General features: G+C 34.1%; 23 protein-coding genes. 10 read left to right on the forward strand and 13 right to left on the reverse strand.

Annotation, left to right across the window (positions count from 1 at the left end):
• Positions 1-548 precede the first annotated feature (548 nt).
• The 6 genes from CLV33_RS12810 to CLV33_RS12835 all read left to right on the forward strand — a co-directional run bounded on the left by CLV33_RS12810 (position 549) and on the right by CLV33_RS12835 (position 9,457).
• Entirely contained in the window at positions 549-2,939 is a 2,391-nt protein-coding gene (locus CLV33_RS12810) for an nSTAND3 domain-containing NTPase (RefSeq protein WP_105474248.1), read from the forward strand.
• Positions 2,940-3,429: 490 nt separating this feature from the next.
• Entirely contained in the window at positions 3,430-4,821 is a 1,392-nt protein-coding gene (locus tag CLV33_RS12815) for a CmpA/NrtA family ABC transporter substrate-binding protein (protein ID WP_105474249.1), read from the forward strand.
• 136 nt (positions 4,822-4,957) lie between these two features.
• On the forward strand, positions 4,958-6,064 hold the full coding sequence (locus CLV33_RS12820; protein WP_042244096.1) for an ABC transporter permease: 1,107 nt from the start codon (positions 4,958-4,960) through the stop codon (positions 6,062-6,064).
• A gap of 316 nt (positions 6,065-6,380) precedes the next feature.
• On the forward strand, positions 6,381-7,229 hold the full coding sequence (locus CLV33_RS12825) for an ABC transporter ATP-binding protein (RefSeq protein WP_105474250.1): 849 nt from the start codon (positions 6,381-6,383) through the stop codon (positions 7,227-7,229).
• A 10-nt stretch (positions 7,230-7,239) separates the two neighbouring features.
• The gene (locus CLV33_RS12830) at positions 7,240-8,067 is read left to right on the forward strand and encodes an ABC transporter ATP-binding protein (protein WP_105474293.1); all 828 of its coding nucleotides are present in this window, start codon (positions 7,240-7,242) and stop codon (positions 8,065-8,067) included.
• A gap of 148 nt (positions 8,068-8,215) precedes the next feature.
• Positions 8,216-9,457: an alginate export family protein gene (locus CLV33_RS12835; protein WP_105474251.1), complete on the forward strand. Its 1,242-nt coding sequence runs from the start codon at positions 8,216-8,218 to the stop codon at positions 9,455-9,457.
• Between the two features lie 240 nt (positions 9,458-9,697).
• Here CLV33_RS12835 and CLV33_RS12840 read toward each other — a convergent pair whose 3' ends face one another.
• From CLV33_RS12840 to CLV33_RS12850, 3 genes are read right to left on the reverse strand one after another with little or no spacing between them, the layout of a single operon-like run.
• Entirely contained in the window at positions 9,698-10,177 is a 480-nt protein-coding gene (locus CLV33_RS12840) for a pyridoxamine 5'-phosphate oxidase family protein (RefSeq protein ID WP_105474252.1), read from the reverse strand.
• Positions 10,178-10,205: 28 nt separating this feature from the next.
• Positions 10,206-10,523: a four-helix bundle copper-binding protein gene (locus tag CLV33_RS12845; protein WP_081956248.1), complete on the reverse strand. Its 318-nt coding sequence runs from the start codon at positions 10,521-10,523 to the stop codon at positions 10,206-10,208.
• Between the two features lie 47 nt (positions 10,524-10,570).
• The gene (locus CLV33_RS12850; RefSeq protein ID WP_105474294.1) at positions 10,571-11,128 is read right to left on the reverse strand and encodes a type 1 glutamine amidotransferase domain-containing protein; all 558 of its coding nucleotides are present in this window, start codon (positions 11,126-11,128) and stop codon (positions 10,571-10,573) included.
• 227 nt (positions 11,129-11,355) lie between these two features.
• Between CLV33_RS12850 and CLV33_RS17555 the strand changes: the two genes are divergently transcribed.
• The 3 genes from CLV33_RS17555 to CLV33_RS12860 are packed head-to-tail and all read left to right on the forward strand — an operon-like array spanning position 11,356 to position 12,506.
• The gene (locus tag CLV33_RS17555) at positions 11,356-11,499 is read left to right on the forward strand and encodes a hypothetical protein (RefSeq protein ID WP_162834938.1); all 144 of its coding nucleotides are present in this window, start codon (positions 11,356-11,358) and stop codon (positions 11,497-11,499) included.
• A 7-nt stretch (positions 11,500-11,506) separates the two neighbouring features.
• Positions 11,507-12,019 carry a peroxiredoxin-like family protein gene (locus CLV33_RS12855; RefSeq protein WP_105474253.1) on the forward strand — a complete coding sequence of 171 codons (513 nt, stop codon included), beginning with the start codon at positions 11,507-11,509 and terminating at the stop codon, positions 12,017-12,019.
• Positions 12,020-12,056: 37 nt separating this feature from the next.
• Positions 12,057-12,506 carry an arsenate reductase family protein gene (locus CLV33_RS12860; protein WP_146109742.1) on the forward strand — a complete coding sequence of 150 codons (450 nt, stop codon included), beginning with the start codon at positions 12,057-12,059 and terminating at the stop codon, positions 12,504-12,506.
• A gap of 104 nt (positions 12,507-12,610) precedes the next feature.
• Here the strand turns inward: CLV33_RS12860 and CLV33_RS12865 are convergent, their stop codons facing one another.
• The 9 genes from CLV33_RS12865 to CLV33_RS12905 form a co-directional block, all read right to left on the reverse strand.
• The gene (locus CLV33_RS12865; protein WP_105474255.1) at positions 12,611-12,946 is read right to left on the reverse strand and encodes a hypothetical protein; all 336 of its coding nucleotides are present in this window, start codon (positions 12,944-12,946) and stop codon (positions 12,611-12,613) included.
• A gap of 11 nt (positions 12,947-12,957) precedes the next feature.
• Positions 12,958-13,605, reverse strand: coding sequence for an NADPH-dependent F420 reductase (locus tag CLV33_RS12870; RefSeq protein ID WP_042245441.1), 648 nt, complete (start codon positions 13,603-13,605; stop codon positions 12,958-12,960).
• A 26-nt stretch (positions 13,606-13,631) separates the two neighbouring features.
• Positions 13,632-14,234, reverse strand: a complete 603-nt coding sequence (locus CLV33_RS12875) for a nitroreductase family protein (RefSeq protein ID WP_042245445.1) — start codon at positions 14,232-14,234, stop codon at positions 13,632-13,634.
• A gap of 189 nt (positions 14,235-14,423) precedes the next feature.
• Positions 14,424-15,449, reverse strand: a complete 1,026-nt coding sequence (locus tag CLV33_RS12880) for an AI-2E family transporter (RefSeq protein WP_170064020.1) — start codon at positions 15,447-15,449, stop codon at positions 14,424-14,426.
• A complete protein-coding gene (locus tag CLV33_RS12885; RefSeq protein WP_105474257.1) occupies positions 15,445-15,684 on the reverse strand; it encodes a DUF7218 family protein in 240 nt (79 codons plus the stop codon). Before CLV33_RS12885 ends, CLV33_RS12880 begins: the two co-directional genes overlap by 5 nt.
• A gap of 266 nt (positions 15,685-15,950) precedes the next feature.
• Positions 15,951-16,913 (reverse strand): D-2-hydroxyacid dehydrogenase, encoded by a 963-nt coding sequence (locus tag CLV33_RS12890; protein ID WP_105474258.1) that lies wholly within the window; start codon positions 16,911-16,913, stop codon positions 15,951-15,953.
• A 56-nt stretch (positions 16,914-16,969) separates the two neighbouring features.
• A complete protein-coding gene (locus CLV33_RS12895) occupies positions 16,970-17,449 on the reverse strand; it encodes a hypothetical protein (protein WP_105474259.1) in 480 nt (159 codons plus the stop codon).
• Between the two features lie 94 nt (positions 17,450-17,543).
• Positions 17,544-18,302: a TIGR03915 family putative DNA repair protein gene (locus CLV33_RS12900; protein WP_105474260.1), complete on the reverse strand. Its 759-nt coding sequence runs from the start codon at positions 18,300-18,302 to the stop codon at positions 17,544-17,546.
• Positions 18,302-19,564, reverse strand: a complete 1,263-nt coding sequence (locus CLV33_RS12905) for a putative DNA modification/repair radical SAM protein (RefSeq protein ID WP_042249745.1) — start codon at positions 19,562-19,564, stop codon at positions 18,302-18,304. The genes CLV33_RS12900 and CLV33_RS12905 overlap by 1 nt, the downstream gene beginning before the upstream one ends.
• A 266-nt stretch (positions 19,565-19,830) precedes the next feature.
• On the opposite strand from CLV33_RS12905, the gene CLV33_RS12910 reads away from it, so the two are divergent.
• Positions 19,831-20,463 carry a hypothetical protein gene (locus tag CLV33_RS12910; RefSeq protein ID WP_244906434.1) on the forward strand — a complete coding sequence of 211 codons (633 nt, stop codon included), beginning with the start codon at positions 19,831-19,833 and terminating at the stop codon, positions 20,461-20,463.
• On the opposite strand, the gene CLV33_RS12915 is transcribed toward CLV33_RS12910, so the two are convergent.
• Positions 20,460-21,983, reverse strand: a complete 1,524-nt coding sequence (locus CLV33_RS12915; protein WP_105474261.1) for a GH3 family domain-containing protein — start codon at positions 21,981-21,983, stop codon at positions 20,460-20,462. The genes CLV33_RS12910 and CLV33_RS12915 overlap by 4 nt on opposite strands.
• Position 21,984: the final 1 nt, after the last annotated feature.

Raw genomic sequence — 21,984 nt, forward strand, 5'->3', positions numbered from 1 at the left:
TTCGTATATATCAATAGAAAAACAAAAGGATGCCGCTGCAATCCCTAACGCGGGCCAACCCGCCAGCTTCATTACCAACCCCAAAATTATATTCGTTTTTTTTGAAAACACAAAAATATTTTGCAACATGTTTTAAGGCATGAGTGTCCCTCCTAATAAGGAGGGAGTAAGGGAGGTGTTTTTCAATCACAGTTGCAAATGTCATTTTTACACACCCCTTAATCCCCTTACTTCGACAAGCTCAGTACAGGCTTTTAGAGGGGAAACTCGCACTTCTAAATTCCCCGTCATTGCGAACACAGTGAAGCAATCTCCCTATAAAAAAGATAAAATAGTTCTTTTGTTGCGCAAGATTACCAAGACACTCGTGCATCATTCATCAAAATGCATTTTTGTTGAAAACTAGGTATAAGTATGTATTGGTTTTATCGTAGGAAAAGTCTAGCTTTGTTTTTCGGACATTATAGTGCATTAAAAACTGAACCATATCTAACCGTTGACCTTCATTATAAAAAAACACAATTTATGCCGAAAATTCAAATGTTCAAATGAGTAACTATAATTTTAAAACCTTAAATGATAAAGAGTTTGAGAATTTAACTCGAGACTTACTTTCAGCTGAGATGGAAATTGAATTTCAAAGCTTTAAATCTGGAAGAGATAAGGGTATAGATTTAAGATACTCAACAACAAGAGATAATAAAATTGTTGTTCAGATTAAACACTACGCTAATTCGACTTTTGCTCAATTAAAACACACTTTGAGCAATACTGAACTTCCAAAAATTAAGAAACTGAAGCCCGAACGTTACATTGTAGCTACTTCTCTTGAACTTTCTCCTCAAGAAACAGAGGAAATAAAAGAAATATTATCTCCTTTCGTGCTTAGTCTAAATGACATTTATTGGAATCAGAGAATAAATGCATTGCTTTCAAAATTTCAAGATATAGAAAGGAATCATTTTAAATTATGGTTTTCAAGTAGTTCAATTCTAACTAATATTTTAAACAATAGTTCTTACTTAAAATCTGCGTATCTCGAGACGGAATTAGAAAATAAAATAAGTCATTATGTAAAAACTGATTTTCATGATAAGGCTACAGAAATACTAAAGACCCAAAAGGTACTTTTAATAACTGGTGCTCCAGGTGTAGGGAAAACCACTTTAGCCCAAATGATTATTCTAGATTTTATCAATAACGGATACGAACATTTGGTAATTGAAGACAAAATCAATGAAGCAGAAAATTTGTTGTCACCAGATGAAAATAAGAAGCAAATCATATATTTTGATGATTTTCTTGGTTCAAATATCTATGAGATATTGAATCCAAGGAACAATGAGAATTCACTAATTAGGTTTATAAGTCGAGTTAGAGCAAATCCTAATAAGCTTTTAGTTCTAACGACAAGAACAACAATTCTAAATCAAGCTCTGTCGGCTTACGAAAAACTCAGATATCGTAAACTTCACGAAGAATCTAAATTCGAAATTTATTTAGACGAATATTCTCGTTATCATAAAGCAGAAATTTTATATAACCATATTTATTTTGGCAACCTTAATGACGAATACCGAAGTTTTATCTTTAAGGATGAAAATTATTTTAAAATTATCAAGCACGACAACTATAATCCCAGACTTATTGAATATTTCACCAATGAAATTCACCTAAACGAAATAACTCCAGAAAATTATTTGAATTTTATTCTAGAAAATTTGGATAATCCTGACGAAATTTGGCGTAATTCATACGAAAATCAAATAGATAGCGAAGATAGATTTCTTTTAAATTCATTATTCACGTTAAGAGGTGAGGCCACATTAAATTCATTAGAACAAGCATTTAATGTAAGAATTGAAAATGAAGCTGAAAATTTTGGACATGTGGTGAAAAATGACTCTTTCAACAAATCAATAAAAAATCTAGAAGGCTCTTATTTGAAAACAAGTTATGATGGTAAAAACGAAACTGTTATAATTTCATTTGTTAATCCCTCTATCTCAGATTTTCTTATTAATTATTTAAAACAATCCAATTTTGAGAAATTAAGATTGATTAAAGGGATGGTATTTATTGAGCAAATCGTAAATGTATTCGATCCAAGTTTCAAAGATTATTTGAATTTTAATAAAACCGAGGGAAAAAAGTATTATAAAGCAATTTTAGATAATGAGAATAAAATTAAAGAATTAACAAGTACTAAAAGATTTGAATTAGAATTCTTAAAAACCCTGTTAAGTTTATTCTATGGTATAGTTGAAGAAAAAGTAATTATTCGTCTATTCAAAAAGTTGGACTTAGAAAATATCAATGGTACAAGTATTGACAGCTTTATTTATGTTCTTGAAAGAATTAGCCATATATATGAATTAAAAGAAATAATAATTGCGAATTGGAATACATTAATTCTTGATTTGTACTATTGGGCTGATGATGAATCGAGATATAATAGTATTGTGAGTTTATTTGAAGATTATTCACAGTCATATGATGAATTTATCAACGATAGTGATAACAATCAAACAGTTTCAGAACTTTTAATCAATTATTTAACGGAAATAATCGACCAAACTATTATTGATAGTGTTACAGATTACGATTTTGAACCCAAAACAGAATACACACAAGTTGGATGGCAAGAATATATCGAAGAGACTCATGGTTTCGAATTACGTGATGATATCGATGGCATTATAGAAGATGAGTTGATAAAGTATCAAGACATGATATTTTTATCAGATGGCCCATTTATAACCAGCTCAGACTTAAATATTGACACTTCAGATTTGGTTTCAAGAATGGAAGAAGGTTATCTTGAATATCAAATTAGTTCAGCAGAAAACTATTATGATGAAAGACCAAGAGGTAACAGTAGTTACTCCTCAAATTCATACAATGAAACTGATAGGATAAACGATTTGTTTAGTGAATGATATCAATAAATACAGAAAGTAAAAACATAGAACAAAGGTCATTGCAAAACCGAAAAGTTTGTGCATAGAAATCCGCTACTTTTCATATACAAAACCGATAAGCATTCCTCCAAATAATATACTCTAAATTCTAGCTTTGTTCATCAAAAGCCTTGTATTATATTTTAGTAGTTAAGAAAACTACGTAGTTTTTCCAAAAAACCCACCATTTCCTGTTCAATAGTTCCCTTTGTCACTAAAACAATACGTAAAATGTTATCAACAATAGCATGTTTATACGTAGTGTTTTAAGTAAATCTTCCTGTGCTTAAATTTATTTTAATAATCTAAAAATCAAATACATAAAATAAAAACCTGTGTTTTAACAGGTTTGCTTATGTGTAAAAAGAGGTGTGTTTATGGGGATTAACATGGGTAAAATCTAAGTGTACTTATATATTTGTCAAAAAAATAAGTATTTATACTTAGTTAACTCAAAAAAACACGTAACATGAAATCTCTATTAAAACGCACCTCTTGGATTTTACCCGTAGTAGTTCTACTATTTGCTTGTGGTGGCGAAAAGAAAAAAGAAACGGTTGTAGCAGAGGCTACGCCAGCTAGTACTACAAAAACATTAGACATTGAAAAGCCACAGTTAACCTTTGGTTTTATCAAATTAACAGATATGGCACCTTTAGCAATTGCTAAAGAAAAAGGATTCTTCGAAGACGAAGGCTTATTTGTTTCTGTTGAGGCACAATCTAACTGGAAAAACGTATTAGACCGCGTTATTGATGGTCAGTTAGACGGATCGCACATGTTAGCGGGTCAACCCATTGCTGCAGGCGCAGGTTTTGGCCGTCAAGCAGAATTGGTAACACCATTTTCAATGGACTTAAACGGTAACGGTATTACGGTTTCAAACGACGTTTGGAGCAAAATGAAGCCAAATGTACCTAAAAGTGCTGATGGTAAGCCAATTCACCCCATTAAAGCTGAGGCGTTAAAGCCTGTAATTGATGAATATAAAAACTCTGGTAAAGCGTTTAAAATGGGTATGGTGTTCCCTGTATCTACACATAACTACGAAATAAGATATTGGTTAGCAGCAGCTGGAATTCACCCAGGAATGTATACTGCTGACAACGTACAAGGACAAATTGATGCTGAGGTATTATTATCTGTAACGCCTCCGCCACAAATGCCTGCAACACTAGAAGCTGGAACTATTTACGGGTACTGTGTAGGTGAGCCTTGGAACCAACAAGCGGTATTTAAAGGTATTGGTGTACCTGTAACAACAAACTACGACATCTGGAAAAACAACCCAGAAAAAGTATTTGTAATGACTAAGAAATTTGTGGATGAAAATCCTAATACTGCCATTGCTGTAACGAAAGCTCTAATTAGAGCAGGGAAGTGGTTAGACGAACCAGGAAACAGAGCTGAGGCTGTAAAAATATTATCTATGTCTCAATACGTAGGAGCTGATGAGGCTGTATTGGCAAACTCTATGACTGGTACGTTTGAATTTGAAAAAGGTGATAAGCGTGAGATGCCAGATTTTAACGTATTCTACAAGTACAACGCAACGTATCCGTTCTACTCTGATGGTATTTGGTTCTTAACACAAATGAGACGTTGGGGACAAATTCCTAAGTCTAAGCCAGCAGATTGGTATGCATCAACAATTAAAGATATTTACAGACCTGATATTTGGACTAAAGCTGCGAAACTTTTAGTTGAAGAAGGTAATATTCCTGCAAGCGATATTCCAGAAACAGATGGTTATAAGCCTGCAACGGCAGACTTTATTGACGGTACAACGTATGATGCTAAAGATCCTATTGGATACATCAACAGTTTTAAAATTGGTAACAAAGAAAAGGCTGTACAGTAAAATATTAATGTCGTTTGTCATTTCGACAGAGTGAGGCTAGAACGACGAGAAATCTCATGAGATTCCTCACTGCGTTCGGAATGACAAATGGTATTTATAAATAACAAACACTAAACGATAATAAAACAAAAGAATCATGAAGCAGAGTGTAACATTAGGAAGAGTAACCAAATTTATGGGCTTAGGTTTTTTAAGTTCTTTTAAAGACCTATTCACTGGGAAGCTAGAAAAGGAAGACTATAAAGCCTTTTTACGTAAAGTCATTGTGCCTATTGCTTCCGTTCTATTATTTATCGGGCTTTGGCACATGGGTGCAAAAGCGCTTTACAATGTTGAAGCTGATTTTAGAATAGAAAAAGCATTAAACGAACAAGGGCAAGCCGCTGCTGATGAAATGGCTGCTTGTATTGCTTCTGGAGATGTGAGTTGTCAACCCAATACATTGCCATCGCCTTCTCAGGTTTGGGCATCGTTTCAATCCTTGTTGAACGATCATGCGTTGATTAGTGCTGATAAAGCGGCGTTTATTGAAAAAACGGCTGCCTTAAACGAAAAGCGAATTGCCGAAGGTAAAGATGCTATTGTGTACACAGGTAGACCATCGTTTGTAGACCAGATTTTTAGAAGTTTAAAAACGGTTTTCGCGGGATTCTTTTTAGCCTTATTAATTGCTGTGCCTCTTGGTATTTTTATTGGATTGAGTCCAACATTGAAGAGTGCGTTTAACTGGTTTATTCAAATTTTTAAACCTGTATCGCCCGTAGTTTGGTACTTGTTAGTGTTTATGATTGTAAAAACATTATTGATAGATTCTAGTGAAGATAGTTCGTTTTCAATTTCGTTTATCGCTGTAGGTTTATGTTCTATGTGGGCCACATTGGTAAACACATCCATGGGTGTGTCGTCGGTTGATAAAGATTACATCAACGTTGCGAAGGTGTTGAAACTTGGGAATTTTCAAAAGGTATTTAAGGTGGTATTGCCATCGTCTTTACCTTTAATTTTTACAGGTTTAAAAATTACATTATCTGTAGCGTGGATGGTATTGATTGCTATTGAACTTTTAGCGCAGAGTCCTGGTTTAGGATTGTTTGTTTGGGAGGAATTCCAAAACGGTGCAAACGACTCGAACGCAAAAATAATAGTTGCCATGTTTGTGATTGGTATCATAGGGTTCTTATTAGACCGCTTGATGTTAGCAATACAAAACTGGGTGTCTTTTGAAAAAACAGATGCGATATAAAATGAGTTTAAAGTTTCAAGTTCAAAGTTTAAAGTTGAGAAAGTTTGCGGATACACTGAGGCTTAGGGTTGAAACACAAAATTGGCGGATAGACCCGCGTTAGGGATTGCAGAGGAAAGCCCACAGCGGATCCCGCCTAAGCGGGTGAAGCGAGGACTTGGAACGGAAAGCCCGACCGGAGTGACTCCTGCAAGGTTTCTGAAAACCTTGTAGGTATGGAAACGGAGGGAACGCCCTAAAAATGTTGAATTGTTTAACTGTTTAATCGTGGAATCGATTAAACGCATCAACAAATAAACGCTTAAACCAGAGAAAAATGGGATACTTAAAATTAAAAAATATTTATAAAACCTACGGAACCGACGAGAACGCCACCGAAGTACTATCTAATATTAATTTAGAAATAGAGGAGGGCGAGTTTGTAGCGATTGTAGGGTTTACGGGAAGTGGAAAGACGACGTTGGTAAACTTGATAAATGGATTGCTGGAGCCTACAAAAGGTGAGGTGTTGTTTAAGGGTGAACCGGTTGTTGGGACGAGTCATGAACGCGGGGTGATTTTTCAGAATTACTCCTTATTACCATGGTTAACCGTGGGGCAAAACGTGTATATGGCGGTGAAAGAGGCTTTCCCAAAGAAGAGCAAAAAAGAGCTGAACGCCATTGTTGCGGATTATGTAGATATGGTAGGTTTAACGCCTGCGATTAATAAAAGACCGAAAGAATTATCGGGTGGTATGCGCCAGCGTGTGTCTGTAGCGAGAGCACTATCCATGAAACCAGAGATGATTATTATGGATGAGCCTTTAGGAGCGCTAGATGCTTTAACACGAGGCACGTTGCAGGATGAGATTTTAAACATCTGGGGGAAAGATAAGCGCACGGCGCTGTTGATTACCAATGATGTGGATGAAGGGATTTATATGGCAGATCGTATCATTCCTTTGCGTCCCGGACCAAATGCAACGTTGGGACCTGAGTTTAAGATTGATATTGAGCGTCCGCGTGATAAAACCGAAATGAACGACAACCCAAACTATAAAAAAACCAGAAATGCCATTATTGAGTATTTGATGGATATTGGGGAGGAGCGTAAGTCGCAAGCTTCGGAAGAATTTGTACTTCCAGATTTAGCACCAAAAGATTTTGTTAACCAATTTAGATAAGCATCAAGTTATGAGTACTATTATTACAGAAACGGCTAAAACAACGGGATATAATGGCATTTTTCCTTCTAATGAAGTGATGCTTGATTTAAAAGACTTAAAGAAAGTGTACCCAACACCAAAAGGCGACTATGTGGTTTTGGAACATTTAAATCTTCAAATTAGAAAAGAGGAATTCGTAACTATTATCGGACATTCGGGATGTGGAAAAACGACGATGCTTTCTATGATTGCAGGATTGAATCCGATTTCTGGGGGAAATATTTCGGTTTTAGGAAAACATATTAAAGGCCCGGGACCAGATAGGGGTGTGATATTTCAAGCACCAAGTTTAATGCCTTGGATGACGGCTTTACAGAATGTAATGCTAGGTGTAAATCAAGTATTTCCGCATGCAACAAAAGGGCAACGCAATGACATTGCAAAATACTATTTACAGAAAGTGGGTTTAGAGGATGCATTTAACAAACGTTCGTCTGATTTATCACAAGGAATGCAACAGCGTGTGGGTATTGCCAGAGCATTTGCGATAAAGCCAAAAGTGTTGTTGCTAGATGAGCCTTTCGGGATGCTAGATTCATTAACACGTGGCGAATTGCAGGATATTTTGATAGAGATTTGGAATAAAGAAAAAATTACAGCGGTAATGATTACCCATGATGTGGATGAAGCAATATTTTTAGCAGACCGTGTAGTGATGATGACCAGCGGACCCAGAGCAAAAATTGGTGATGTTCTGGATATTGAATTTGAAAGACCAAGAACACGTAAAGCCGTATTGGAACACGACGATTATTATAAATACAGAAAACACTTGATAGACTTTCTAGAGCACTAAAAAGCAGAACCCATCAAAGAAAATAAATACATACAAATAGTTTGTGAAGTTGATGAAATTTTACAAGCCTAGGCGAATTACAGCCTAAAAACAACATACAAATAATTAAAAAACTCAAACACAATTTAAACGTAAAAACAAGTAGAAAATGAGAAAGCAATATATTTTAATAGGGGTGATGGCATTGATAGTTCAATATGTGCAAGCACAGTTTACACTAGAAGGCGAATTTAGACCACGTAGTGAATATTTTGGTAATGGTGGTAATTTTACAGGCGGTACATTTCCTGCGCAAACTGCTACTGATGCCGATGAAGGCTTTTTAAGAACCACAATAAGAGCAGCAATAAAAGCGAAATACACAGCAGAAACGTATACCGCGTTTATTAATTTTCAAGAAGTGTTTGCCTTTGGTGATAGACCACAGATAGCAACGGCTGGAAACGGTAACTTTAGAGTACAAGAGGCTTGGGCAGATTTAAAACTGGGTGCATCTTCTAGTTTAAAATTGGGTCGTCAGCAATTATCTTATGATGACCAAAGAATTCTTGGTGGTTTAGGATGGGCACAACAAGCAAGAACGCATGATGCTGCGGTTTACAAATACAATAAAAATAAATTGAGTTTAGATATTGGGGGCTCCTTAAATACTGCATTAGATGAGGTTTACGATACCTCGGCATTATTTTCTTATAGAGATATGGTGTTTGTAAGAGCAAATAGCAAGGGTGAAAAATTAAATTTTACATTTTTAGGTTTGGTAAATACCTTTCAAGATGCTAACGTAGACGGGTCTAATAAATCTAGTTTGATAACAGCAGGTATCCATGCAGATTATAAATTGGGCGATTTAACGTTAACCACTAACTTGTTTCTTCAAGAAGGAGAGCGACTAGGTGGTGTAGATGTTAAAGGCGCCTACTTAGCTAGTTTAGCTGCTGCTTATAAATTAACAGATAAAAGTACTCTTATTGCCACGGTAGAGCGTATTTCTGGAAGAAATAGCGAGACTGCTGCTTTCTTCCCACTGTACGGAACAAATCATGCATTTAATGGTTTAATAGATAGATTTTATGTTGGTAATCATGGAAATGCAGGTGGTTTAAACGATTTTCAATTAACGTATAAAACTAAAATTGCAGGTATAGCGCTAACAGTTGCTGGACATTACTTTACTGAGCAATCTGATCTTGACGGTATGGGTAACGATTTAGGATCTGAAATAGATATTGTTTTAGCTAAGAAATTTAAGGAATTTACTTTAGTAGGCGGTTACTCTCATTTCTTTGAGCCAAGTGATGTTGCAGATATTTCAGGAGTAAAAGATACGCAAAACTGGGCTTGGGCGATGTTGGTGATTAAGCCTAAATTTTTAAATACAGCAAAATAAATAGGTGATATTATGAAAATGAATTGGAAATAATTTTCGTAATACAAAGTGTTAATTAGTTTGATATTCCAATTTTTGAATCCCGCCAGAAGCGGGATTCTTTTGGTTTACAATTTTATTGGGTTAATAAACCAACAATGTAATTTGTTATACTTTTGAAGAAATATTACTTCAACATATCTTATGATTTGCTCTTACTCAAAATATATAACGGATTTCTAATTTGAGAATTTTATGGCATTAGTAATTCTGCATATTAATATTACCAGTTTCATTTTTTGCAATAGCACTGTTATCTTTAGAAAAAACAGATTCTAGTTTATATAATTGGCTATTCCAATAGCTAACACTAGAAATGTTTACGTTAAGGAGCGCAATATTGGGGTCGTCTTTTCCTGTAAACCATTGTAAAAGTTGCGGACTCCAAAATTCATCCAGCTTTTTTTTATCTACAACATGTGTAGCATTGCCAAAAATAGATATGTATTTTTGGGCCTTGTCGTCTGCATAAATAAGCTGTACTTTGTTATCGTGTTCAATATCCTTAAAATGGCCACTGTTTTTACTGCTAATAAACCAAATATCTCCTTGCTCATCCAATTCTTGGATGGTCATTGGGCATACCGAAAAGGGGATTTTTTGTAATCTGGTAGCCATCATTACTACGTTTGGTGTGTCTATTAAGGACTTTATCTTTTTTATATCTTCTGTATTTTTCATAATTTTTGTGTATTGGTATTTTTAGTGTTTACGCCATGTGCATTCTACATTCTTGGGCACAAGCTCTACAAGAAGCAGCACATTTTTGGCAATGTGCATCGTCGTGTTGTTCACATTGTTCTGCACACCACTCGCAAATTTCGGCGCATAATCGTGCATATTTTTTAACAAATGGTGAGTCTGCCACCATAAATTTTATACAAATTAAACAAGCATCTACACACTGCATACAGCAATATGGACATTGGTTTTTACTTTCCTTACCTGCCATTTCCGCAAGACAATTTTGGCAGTCTACCAAACATTGTTGGCATGCTTTTATGGCACTTTCATAATTAATAATCATTTTAGTTTTATTTTTTGTTAGTAGAAAAAGGGTGAGGGTTTTTTCAATTACGCGTGTTGTGCTTCGTGTTTGCCTTCTCTAACTTCTTCTATAATTTTATTGCAAAAAGCAGGTAAATCTTTTGGGTTTCTACTTGTAATCAAGCCACTGTCTACAACTACTTCTTCATCAACCCAATTGCCACCAGCATTTATAACGTCATCTTTTATACTTTTATAAGAGGTTACCTTTCTACCGTTTATAACACCGGCACTAATTAGTAGCCAAGGTGCATGACAAATAGCAGCTACTGGTTTTCCGCTTTTAAAAAATGCTTTAACAAAGTTTAAGGCTGAATCTTCTATTCTTAGCACATCTGGATTTATTTGTCCGCCAGGTAATACTAGCGCATTGTAATCGCTTTCATTTGCTTGGTTTAGGGTTTTGTCAACATTTATAGTTTTGCCCCAATTGGTGTCGTCCCAACTTTTAATAGCTCCATCTTTATTAGAAATTATGTGCACCGTAGCACCTTCGTTTTTTAAGGTTTCTAAGGGTTGAAATAATTCTGATTTTTCAAAGCCATCAGTGGCTAAAATTGCTATTTTTTTTCCTTCAAGTTTCATATTGTTTCTTTTTTTATTAAAGTCCATTAAACGTACCTTATTAATAGCGTACCTTTTTGCTTAAAAAAAAAATTTTTTAACGATATCAAAAAAAAAGAAGACAAAATTCTGGTTTTTAGAATTTTATCTTTTGAGTCAATTATTATTTTCTTCGGGTTAATTATATCTGCGGATGATAATTATATTCCATTTAACAGATAAAAAAGTATAATTAAAAACACAATATCATGGGAAAAATAAAAGATCAAAAGAAATTTAAACGAAAAGAAGAACAACACGATCCAACAAATCCGAAGCGTAACGATACATCTGAAACAAACGATTTTGATATCGACTCTGACACCATAAAGGATCAACAAAATAAAAAATAAAATATATATGATTAAGCCAAAACATAACGTGCCAAATTTAAGTTTGCCATTAGTGAACGATACACAATGGCATTTAGATGCACAAAACAACCAAGTATTCACCTTTTTAGTGTTTTACAGAGGGTTACATTGCCCTATTTGTAAATCGTATTTAGAACGCTTATCCAAAAAGCTAGATGAATTTAAAGCGCGTAACGTAAACTTAATAGCCATTAGCTGCGATTCAGAAAAACGAGCTAAACAAAGCCACCAAGAATGGGATGTTGCAGGTTTGCCAATAGCGTATGGTTTATCTATTAAAGATGCCAAAGCGTGGGGTTTATATATTTCGCATGCTATATCAGATAAAGAACCAGACGCATTCTCAGAACCAGGGTTGTTTCTTGTAAAACCAGATAAAACATTATACGCTAGTGCCATACAAACTATGCCCTTTGCTCGCCCCAATTGGAACGATATTTTAAGTGCTATAGATTATGTTACCGAGCACGATTATCCTGCAAGAGGTGCCGCAGAGTAAAGGGTACACGTTTAATTTAATAAAAAAAAATATGCCAATGTTAGCAAGAGATAAAAACCAATTATCCTACATATATAGTTCAACATCACATTTAGGAAAACAAGTGTTGGGCTATGTGCAAGGGTTAAAAAAGAAAGTTGAGATTATAGATATTTCTAAAGAAGGGTTAAGCGATACTATTTGGGTTGAACTTAGGGATAATTTAGATGTACCATTTGACGAGATATTTACAACACAAAATGAAGACTTGAGTGATTATGGGGATAAAGATAGTTTTAGTAAAACAGATTGGATTAAGATAATAAATAAGCGTCCTGAACTATTACAAAAGCCCATAGCCGTTAATGGCGACAGTGTAATGTTAATAGCGCACCGCTCTGAAATTTTAAAGTTTTTTGATGTAGATTCTGCTGGTTTAGAGAAAACGTTTGGGCACGAAGCACCAACTACATCATCTACTACAAAAGGTGAAAAATTCGTAAAATAGTTTAATTAAATAATATCGATATACATTAAAAAAACAACAGCTATAGAGTAATTGCTCTAAAGCTGTTGTTTTTGTTTTAATAAAACCTATTTGTAAATTTTGAATTACTTATTGATGTTTGCTTTATCAGAAATATTAGTGATAGGTATATTTTTAAAAAATTCAGCAGCATCAGCATCAGCATTTGGCCCGTATGCCAATAAAAAAGTACCCTTTTCGCCTTTATTGGTTTCTAGTACGTAAAGTATAGACATGTCAGACGGGTTACTCATACCTTCATAGCGATGTTCAGCAACTACGTGTACATCCATTGGCTTATACTCATAATTGTTATTGTTGCTTACTAACTTGTTAGATTCTATACGAAAGTGAGATACGTAGCCTTTCTCTTCATAGGCTCTAATATAATCTTTTTCGTGTTTTGCATATTCATTGTCCATAATTTTTAGTTTTAGTTACTTGTACTTCTCAGTTTATCTACTAGTTCTTTAAGAGAAGATTTATTAAGCGACTTACCATACAATTCCTGTTCTGGATCCATTATTTTAGTGTCGCTTAAGTTACCAATAAAGAGTGTGTCAAAGCCAATATCTTTTATTAATTGCTTTGCAATATTTCGGCTTTCTAAATCTTGAGCCGCGTAAGGTATTGTTAATTTCTCGTTATCCCTAAACGCATAGTCTCTTAAATGTTCTGCTCTAATGGTATTAAAAGCTTTTACGGTTTTTGCAGTACCAAATTTCATTGCGGTATATTCCGAAGCATTATAATTGGCATCTCTTACTTCTTGAGCCATTTCTCCATCTCGCTCTGGATAAGGGTTTGTAGCATCTATAATAACTTTATTTCCATATTCCCCAGCGTATAGTTCAGCTATCTTATCTATAGCTTTGAAGGGTACTGCGAGTAAATATACATCGGCATCTGCTTCAAAAACATCGGTAACACTTTGTGCTTGTGCATTTTCACCTGCTTCTTTCACCAAACTATTAAGTTCAGCTGGATGTCTAGAACTAAATAGTACATTATGTCCGGCTTTAGCCCAATGTTTACCTAAATTTCCTCCTATATTTCCACTTCCTATAATTCCTATCTTCATCTTATATATTTTTTTAAGTTATGTGTTTATTTCCAACCATCTTTATATGCAAATGATGCAATTGGTTGTCTTGTTCTTTGTGCTGTTTCTTGTTGTTGTAAATCTTCGGGTAGGGTTTCTAAATCTCCTCCGTAATAGCCTAATGCAATGGCAGTAGTTATGTGATAGCCTTTAGGTACATTAAACTCTTTGTGTGCTTTTTCCCAATCTACACCAGCCATGTGGTGTAAACCTATGCCCATATACTGTGCTTGTACCGTCATGTTTCCTAAGCATAGTCCTAGATCGTGTAGCGCATGAAAGTTATCTTTACCATCATCGGTCTTCTCTTTGTAAGCTGTTAACACGAGAAGTGGCGCATTGTTTGCCCATTTTTTATTAAAATCGCTTAAGCAATTATAAATTCTATCATAGGCTTCAGAGTTTTTTTCAGCATAAATAAAGCGCCATGGTTGTAAATTATTTGAACTGGCCGACCATCGTACCGCTTCAAAAAGCTGTGCAATATGTTCGTTTTCAATTTTAGTTTCACTAAATATTCTAGGGCTGTAGCGTTGTTTTAAAAAGGCTATAATCTCGTTATCTGTGTTTGCTATATTGTCTAACTTTATTTGTTCTGTGTCGGTCATAATTATGTCTTTTTCTTTTTTTATTTACTTGCCTTTAAAATGCTTAAATAATTAATATCTGATTAGTGATTTATATATTCAAACATCTTAATACGGGCTTCTATATGCAAGTTATTTATTAGAGGGTTAAAAGGTTAACGTTAACCATGAAAATCTTGATGCAATACGTGCGTTGTATTTTAAAAAATGCTACAATACGTTTTTTTCTTTGTGGCCGTATTCTTCTTTATAAATACGAACAACAATTAAAAACAAGCTAACTAGTAAAGGGCCAAAAATTAAACCAATAAAGCCAAATAGTGGAATACCAATAATAACTCCAATAAGTGTAATTAATGGGTGAACATTATCTAGTTTTTGTAGTACGTACAGCCGTATTAAATTATCTGTGGCGCCAACAATTACAATACCATAAATTAAAATAGCCCATGCCTGAAATGTATTACCGTTAGATAATGAAAGAATAAAAACTGGTAGTGTTCCCAACATGTTTCCAACAAAAGGAATCATGGAGCCTATGGTAACTATAACAGCCCAAAAGAAGGGGTCGTCTATATTAAAAATTAAAAATCCAATAAGCGCCACAATACCCTGTGCAACGGCTACTAAAGGTATTCCTATGGCGTTAGAACGTACCATTTCTCTAGATTCTTTCCCTAAAATTTTTAAATTCTCTTTGCTAAGCGGTATGTATTCAAATAACGATTCGCTTAATGCTTTGCGGTTTATAAGCATGTAAAACAATAAAAAGTACATTATGGTGATCGCTATGGCAACATTAAAAGTATTACCAGCTAAGTTTTGTAAGTTTTCTGATAACCAACTGGTAATTTCACTAGTATTTATTTGAGACGAGAGGTCTTGCCCTGTCCATGATTTAAAATTATCCATTTGTTTTTGTATGGCTTTAAGGACTTTCTCTGAGTTGTTGATGGCTTGTTCTACTTTTGTACCCAACATAAATGCAGCCCCAGTAATGGGGAGCAAAATAACTAAGAACGAGCCTAGTATTAATGCACCAGAAGCCAAAAAGGGATGCCATCCTTTTTGGGTAAGTTTTCTCATGGGTTTTCTTAGTAAAACGTACAAGGTTATAGCGCCTAAGATACCAGATAAGTAGGGCATCATTTCATTAAGAATTAATGCCCCTGTTGCTGTAATTAGCAGCAAAATAAAAATTTGCCGAATAGTTTTTGCGTCTATCACCTTTTTAATTATTACGTAAAGCTTCTATGAGTTCTTGTTTATCCATTTTAGAGCGGCCTTTTATACCTACGTCTTTAGCAAGCTGATAAATTTCTGTTTTAGATCTTTCTTCGTAGGGTTTTGCTTTACCACCTTTTTTTTCTGCTTCTGGGGCGTTAGCTATTCTGGCTGCTTTTTCTTTACTGTAACCTTGGTCTCTTAGGGCTACATATTGGTCTTCGTTTTTAATACTTGGATTGTCCATACATGTTTATTTTGTTAAGGTTTAACTAAATATGTAAATAAAATATAGCTCGACTTAACTTAATTAGTAAAAAATTTAACTTTAACAATTAGTGTGGTGATCTAGACTGTTAAACAGCTGAATTTAATGTTGAAAACACACTTTTTTTACTAGAATTTAATAGAGAAAAATACTAGAAGAGGTGTGCTAATATGCGATAGGTGTGCAGGATTAAATTATCCTGTATAATTTTGAATTTAATAATTAATACTAAAGTAAAATAGTGGTTAATTCACTACATTTTCGGGGCTTCCTTCTAAGAAAGCTCTTAAATTATTAATTGTTGTTTGCATTAACCTTTGGCGTGCTTCTTTTGGTGCCCATGCAATATGTGGCGTAATAATGCAATTTTTTGCGCCCAATAGGGGGTTATTTTTTTCCATTGGTTCTTTTGAAATTACATCTAGTGCAGCCCCAGCAATTTGATTATTATTTAAGGCCTCTGCAACATCTTTTTCGTTTATTAACGGGCCACGTGAGGTATTTATTAAAAAAGCATTTTGTTTCATTTTAGCAATAGAGCTCTTATTAATAATGTCTTTGGTTTCTGGAGTTAACGGGCAGTGTAAGCTTAAAAAATCAGATTTAGCCAATAATTCATCAAAAGGAACAAATTTTAAATTATTGCTTTCAAATTCTGGGTAAATGGTTCTATTGTGTACCAAAATGTGCATACCGAATGCTTCGGCAAGTTTAGCTGTAGCCTTACCAATTTTACCAAAACCAAAAATACCTATGGTTTTACCTGCTAATTCAATTAATGGGAAGTTCCAAAACGAAAAATCTTTGCTTTGTATCCAATCGCCTTGTTGCACAGCCATATGATGTGCGCCAACATGGTGGCACAACTCTAAAATTAACGCCATAGTAAATTGTGCTACCGATACAGAACTGTAATCTGGTACATTAGTAACTATAACATTTTTCTGTTTAGCGATTTCAATATCTATTATGTTAAAGCCAGTAGCTAAAACACCAATATATTTTAAGTTTTTTGCGTTTAACAAAACTTCTTTACCAATGGGCGTTTTATTGGTAAAAATAATTTCAGCATCACCAATATTTTTAAGTATATCTTTAGTGTTGTAAGGTGTTCTATCGTAAACGGTTAGCGCTCCAAATTGTTCTATGCCATTCCAGTTTAAATCGCCTGGGTTTAAAGTATAACCATCTAAAACTACTATCTTCATGATGTTATGTATTTAACCTTAAAGATAAAATTTAACCAGTAATAATCAATAAACCTTTATTCCAATCGTATATAATTTTCGGCAAAAAGCGGGTGCCCTTCAGCATCTATTTGTATTTGGCTGTATTTATCTTCCTCTAAATTATAATGGAAAACAAATTCGGGATTTTGCTTAATATATTTGCTCATTTCAACGGAGCCATAATCTAAAACTTCTGTTAAGAGACTGTCTGTGAGTGTATAGCGTCCGTAACCAAACCATTCTATGGAATCTGCTTCAATATTTCTGCACCACATCACTTTTGTGGGTGTAAATATTTTAATGTGCCTGTTGGCATGAGACGATGCAAAACTGTCCATTACTTTGCCGTTTTCGCCATAATTATAGAAACTGGTACGTTCCCATACGCCCAAAAGAGAGGGTGTTTTTTCTTGGTTTTCTTCTTCTGAAGTAATTTGAGTTGTTTTAGAATTTGAATTGTTGCAAGCGCCAAAAACTATGCATAAAATTAGGATTAGAAAAGTATGTAATTTCATAATGTTAGGTTTAATTGGTGTATAACAATTTACGAAAAAAAACAATACCAATTCATTGATTATTAAAACAATAGTGTTTTATTAAGCTAAAAAACTAGGGTTGTTTTTCGCTTAGGTATTTCCAATAGCGCTTTGGAACATGCTGTATGTGTAGTTTGGTATTAATGCGCTCTTCTATATTTGTGCTTTCAAAATACTCTTTCCAAAGTGTTTTGTACTCGTTTTCGTTTAAAGTAAACCAATCTTTTTTTTTGGTAGTTACATTGAAGTTTAACGTAATTATCTCTGTTTTTTTAAGATTGTAAAACAGGCCATATTTACGTTTTAAATCGTAAATAATCCATTTTTGATCTGCATAGCGTTTTGTAAAATGATAATTAATAAGTGGTAACACATTAAAATCTGGCTCGATATTAGCAAAATAAATACCATCTTTTGTTTCTTGAAACCTCACAAAAGCTTCCATTCTATGTTTTTCCCTACTTACTTTTCTAGCAATTTTAGATAACGCTAATACCTCTACATTGCTATAGTCTGAAATGATGTTTTGTTGCGTAGTAAAGGCATATTTTATAACATTATACAAAGTGTTCTCTACGCCAATTATTTCACTTAAAAACGCATAATATATGGTGTTACACCCTTTTGTTTTTAATAGTTTTTTTATGCCTTTAAACACACGTTTAGCTTTATCTGAACTTGAAATAATGGTATCTGTCTCACTAAAAAAATCTTTTTGAAAATCGGTCTCTTTTTTTATGATGGGCAAAGCGATACGCTTTTCGTAGATTTCGAAAACAGTGGTAAGAAATCCATTAAAAGAACCATCGTAAACTAAGGTAGTTGCTTGCATTAGGTAAATAAGGCCAATTGCCCGGTAAAGGCTTTTTTGTGTTTACTGTTAGAACTTTGTACTATAATTTGTTTGAGTTGGGAAGCAGAGTAATCTTTAGTTTCAAAATATCGGGAGTTACAGGTAATAAAATATTTTGCTCTGTTTAATTTTACGCCAATAGTTTTTAAATGTTCCCAATTTAAATTTCTAAAGCGGCGTGCACTTAATATTTTGTTAACCGAAGTTATGCCCAAACCAGGAACTCTGGCCAGTAGCATTTTATCAGCTTTATTTATATCAACAGGAAATTGATTTAAATTTCTAAGGGCCCAGGATAATTTAGGATCTATATCTAAATCTAAATTTGGGTGTTTTGGATTAAGAATTTCACGTACATCAAAACCATAAAACCGCAATAACCAATCGGTTTGGTATAATCGGTTTTCCCTTAAAACAGGTACTTCTGTACCTATCATAGGTAAACGTTTATCGTAACTCACAGGAATATAGCCAGAGTAGTACACACGTTTTAAATCGAACGTATTATATAAATAGTTTGAAGTGTACATAATTTGCATATCATTTTCGTTGCTGGCTCCAATAATCATTTGGGTACTTTGTCCTGCAGGTGCGTATTTTGGTGTGCTTTTAATTATTTTCTTTTCAGATTTATACTGAATAATTTCATTTTTAACCTTTTTCATAGGTTTAATAAAATCCTCATGGTTTTTATCTGGTGCCAATGCTTTTAAGCCTTCTTTGGTGGGAATCTCAATATTTACACTTAATCTGTCCGCATATAAGCCAGCTTCTCGCATTAACTCATCAGACGCCCCAGGAATAGATTTTAAATGTATGTATCCATTAAAATTCTCTTCTAAACGTAATTTTTTGGCAACAGCCACAAGACGCTCCATAGTGTAGTCGGCATTTTTAAAAATACCAGAGCTTAGAAAAAGGCCTTCAATATAATTTCTTCTGTAAAAATTAATGGTTAAATCTACTACTTCCTGTACTTTAAAGGCGGCACGTTTTATGTCGTTACTTTTTCGTGTTACACAATACGCACAATCGAAAATACAGTGATTGGTTAGTAAAATTTTTAATAACGAAACACAACGCCCATCTTTAGTAAAAGTATGGCAAATACCCATGCTAGAGGCGTTGCCCAAACCATTGTTTGTATTTTTTCTATTGCTGCCACTAGAGGCACAAGACACATCATACTTTGCGGCATCGGCAAGTATGTTGAGTTTTTCTCTAATGCGTTGAAAAGACATAAGCTAACGGTTAAAGGTGCAATGGATAGATTTGGACATCTCTACTACCCAAAGGTAAAAAAAAATCGAGATGTAAAAGTGTTAAATAAGGGGTGTTAAAATTATTGGAGTGTAAAAGTAAGTTTTGGTGTATGTTTTACAAGGTTTTAAGAATCTTTTAGCTATTACAATACTTTTTTTATAACGATATATTCTATATTTTAAGTTGGAGCGCTTGTATAGTAGTGTTTCCAAAATATAATAAGAAGCAATAGATGATACGTAAAATGATGAATAGAAAGGTTGTTTTTAAAATGGTAGTACTGTTTATAGTATTAACTTTGTTAACAAACCAAATAATGCCATATAACAACAAACATATATTTCCTGATAGTATTGCTGCGGAAGCAACCAAAGCCTTATCGTATTTTCCAGAACTGGATAATGTAGCAATAACCTTTAAGTTTAAAACGCACATTAAAAAATCTACTATGCAGGCGCAACCTAAATTTGGCAGTTTTTTTAGAGGGCGTAGTAAGCGCTCTTATATAGTTTTAATTAATAAAAATATAAAAATAGCCGGTAAGGAATTTAAAACAGAGGCAATTCCTAAAGATGTTATGATTGGCTGGCTTGGGCATGAATTGGGACATATTATAGACTATCAACACAAATCTAATTTAGAATTGCTATGGTTTGGTATTACCTATTTAATGTCTGAAAATCATATAAAAGAAGCAGAACGCGCTGCAGATACCTATGCGGTGTCTCATGGAATGGCAGATTATATATTGAAAACCAAAAATTTTATTTTAAACCATGCCGAAATTGACAATAGTTATAAACTGCGCATTAAAAAATACTATTTATCTCCCGAAGAGATTATGGCAATGGTTGAACAAAGAACTAGTGCTAATTAGTGTTGTGCCACAAATGTTTCCCATTCCTTAAATATATCTTCGCCCATAACGCGTTCCATTTTTACTTGTCCGCCTTTCTTTTTGTTAGCACCGCTCCACTCATGAAAAATATTGGGGTATATAAGTTTAACTTTTACACCTTTTAGGGCTTTAGAGCGTGCAACTTTATAGTTTTTGTTAGCTTTACTTAGGTAGTTGTCCAAATACTCAGCAATTTGTTCTGTATTTGTGTTTTTAGTTTCAGAACCTAAATACCAACTATGGTAAAAATCATCATCAAATCTTTTAGCACAAAGGGTATATTCTGGAATTTTAATATCTAGTTTATCTTCTAAATGTTGTACGGCATCATCTAATTTATTGACTGAAAGTTGAGAGCCTACAGTGTTTAAAAAGAACTTTGTACGCCCTGTTATAATTATTTCAGCTTTCTCAATATTTGTAAATGCTATGGTATCACCAATTAAATAACGCCATGCTCCGCTAACGGTTGAAATAATTAACACATAATCTTCATCTGGTTTTACTTCTTCTAAGGTTAAACATGGCGCATCATTGGTTATAGAACCGTCTTGGTTTATGTATTCTGGTTTAAAAGGTACAAATTCAAAGTAAATACCATTGTTTGTTACTAATTTCATGGCATTGGTTTCTGGACGTTGTTGAAATGCCAAAAATCCTTCTGATGCTAAATACGTATCTATTACCGTTATAGGTTTAGCCAAAAGTGCGTTAAAACTTTTTTTATAAGGCCCAAAAGCTACACCACCAGAAGTATAAACTTGCAAGTTTGGCCATATATCATGAATGTTTTTTACATTGTGATACGCTATAACTTCCTCTAGCATTAGCTCCATCCAAGAAGGAATGCCACTAAGTGCGCCAATATCCCACTGTTTTGCATTTTTGGCAATATGCTTAACACGTTCGTCCCAATCATCAATTTTTGCAATTTTTTCCCCTGGTTTGTAGTAGCCCCTAAACCAACTAGGTATATTACTTGCGCTTATACCGCTTATTTCGCCTTCTAAATGATTGTTTTTTTCGTTTAAATCTGTAGAACTGCCTAACATCATAATTTCTTTTTCAAAAAAGTCGGCAGGCAAATCAAAGTTCTTAAGTGCAAATACTTGGTCTATGCCTGTTTGCCTTATAGCTTCAATCATGGCATTGGTTACAGGAATACGCTTGCTTTCTTTTCCGGTAGTACCAGAGCTTAATGCAAAATAATCTGGCGCCCCAGGCCATGTAATATTTGTTTCACCGTTTATTACTTTGTGCCACCATTCATCTTTCATTTTTTTGTAATTGTGGTAAGGTATGGTGCTGGCAAACGTTTGTTGTGGTTGATTTGAATTTAATATGTTTTTAAAATTATAATGTTTACCAAATTGGGTGTCTTTGGCAGTATCTAATAAGTTTTTAAATACTTGTTTTTGTGCTTCAATAGGGTTGGGTTCTGTGGTGATTGCGCCTTTTAAGTTAATAACTCCTTTTATAATATTTCCAATAATAGCCATA

The sequence above is a fragment of the Jejuia pallidilutea genome (genome assembly GCF_002973595.1).
Lineage (GTDB): Bacteria > Bacteroidota > Bacteroidia > Flavobacteriales > Flavobacteriaceae > Jejuia > Jejuia pallidilutea.

What these genes read in the sequence shown, in the direction of transcription:
- CLV33_RS12810 (WP_105474248.1), top strand. Translation starts at nt 549, where the DNA reads ATGAGTAACTATAATTTTAAAACCTTAAATGATAAAGAGTTTGAGAAT.
- CLV33_RS12815 (WP_105474249.1), top strand. Translation starts at nt 3,430, where the DNA reads ATGAAATCTCTATTAAAACGCACCTCTTGGATTTTACCCGTAGTAGTT.
- CLV33_RS12820 (WP_042244096.1), top strand. Translation starts at nt 4,958, where the DNA reads ATGAAGCAGAGTGTAACATTAGGAAGAGTAACCAAATTTATGGGCTTA.
- CLV33_RS12825 (WP_105474250.1), top strand. Translation starts at nt 6,381, where the DNA reads ATGGGATACTTAAAATTAAAAAATATTTATAAAACCTACGGAACCGAC.
- CLV33_RS12830 (WP_105474293.1), top strand. Translation starts at nt 7,240, where the DNA reads ATGAGTACTATTATTACAGAAACGGCTAAAACAACGGGATATAATGGC.
- CLV33_RS12835 (WP_105474251.1), top strand. Translation starts at nt 8,216, where the DNA reads ATGAGAAAGCAATATATTTTAATAGGGGTGATGGCATTGATAGTTCAA.
- CLV33_RS12840 (WP_105474252.1), bottom strand. Translation starts at nt 10,177, where the DNA reads ATGAAAAATACAGAAGATATAAAAAAGATAAAGTCCTTAATAGACACA.
- CLV33_RS12845 (WP_081956248.1), bottom strand. Translation starts at nt 10,523, where the DNA reads ATGATTATTAATTATGAAAGTGCCATAAAAGCATGCCAACAATGTTTG.
- CLV33_RS12850 (WP_105474294.1), bottom strand. Translation starts at nt 11,128, where the DNA reads ATGAAACTTGAAGGAAAAAAAATAGCAATTTTAGCCACTGATGGCTTT.
- CLV33_RS17555 (WP_162834938.1), top strand. Translation starts at nt 11,356, where the DNA reads ATGGGAAAAATAAAAGATCAAAAGAAATTTAAACGAAAAGAAGAACAA.
- CLV33_RS12855 (WP_105474253.1), top strand. Translation starts at nt 11,507, where the DNA reads ATGATTAAGCCAAAACATAACGTGCCAAATTTAAGTTTGCCATTAGTG.
- CLV33_RS12860 (WP_146109742.1), top strand. Translation starts at nt 12,057, where the DNA reads ATGTTAGCAAGAGATAAAAACCAATTATCCTACATATATAGTTCAACA.
- CLV33_RS12865 (WP_105474255.1), bottom strand. Translation starts at nt 12,946, where the DNA reads ATGGACAATGAATATGCAAAACACGAAAAAGATTATATTAGAGCCTAT.
- CLV33_RS12870 (WP_042245441.1), bottom strand. Translation starts at nt 13,605, where the DNA reads ATGAAGATAGGAATTATAGGAAGTGGAAATATAGGAGGAAATTTAGGT.
- CLV33_RS12875 (WP_042245445.1), bottom strand. Translation starts at nt 14,234, where the DNA reads ATGACCGACACAGAACAAATAAAGTTAGACAATATAGCAAACACAGAT.
- CLV33_RS12885 (WP_105474257.1), bottom strand. Translation starts at nt 15,684, where the DNA reads ATGGACAATCCAAGTATTAAAAACGAAGACCAATATGTAGCCCTAAGA.
- CLV33_RS12890 (WP_105474258.1), bottom strand. Translation starts at nt 16,913, where the DNA reads ATGAAGATAGTAGTTTTAGATGGTTATACTTTAAACCCAGGCGATTTA.
- CLV33_RS12895 (WP_105474259.1), bottom strand. Translation starts at nt 17,449, where the DNA reads ATGAAATTACATACTTTTCTAATCCTAATTTTATGCATAGTTTTTGGC.
- CLV33_RS12900 (WP_105474260.1), bottom strand. Translation starts at nt 18,302, where the DNA reads ATGCAAGCAACTACCTTAGTTTACGATGGTTCTTTTAATGGATTTCTT.
- CLV33_RS12905 (WP_042249745.1), bottom strand. Translation starts at nt 19,564, where the DNA reads ATGTCTTTTCAACGCATTAGAGAAAAACTCAACATACTTGCCGATGCC.
- CLV33_RS12910 (WP_244906434.1), top strand. Translation starts at nt 19,831, where the DNA reads ATGATGAATAGAAAGGTTGTTTTTAAAATGGTAGTACTGTTTATAGTA.
- CLV33_RS12915 (WP_105474261.1), bottom strand. Translation starts at nt 21,983, where the DNA reads ATGGCTATTATTGGAAATATTATAAAAGGAGTTATTAACTTAAAAGGC.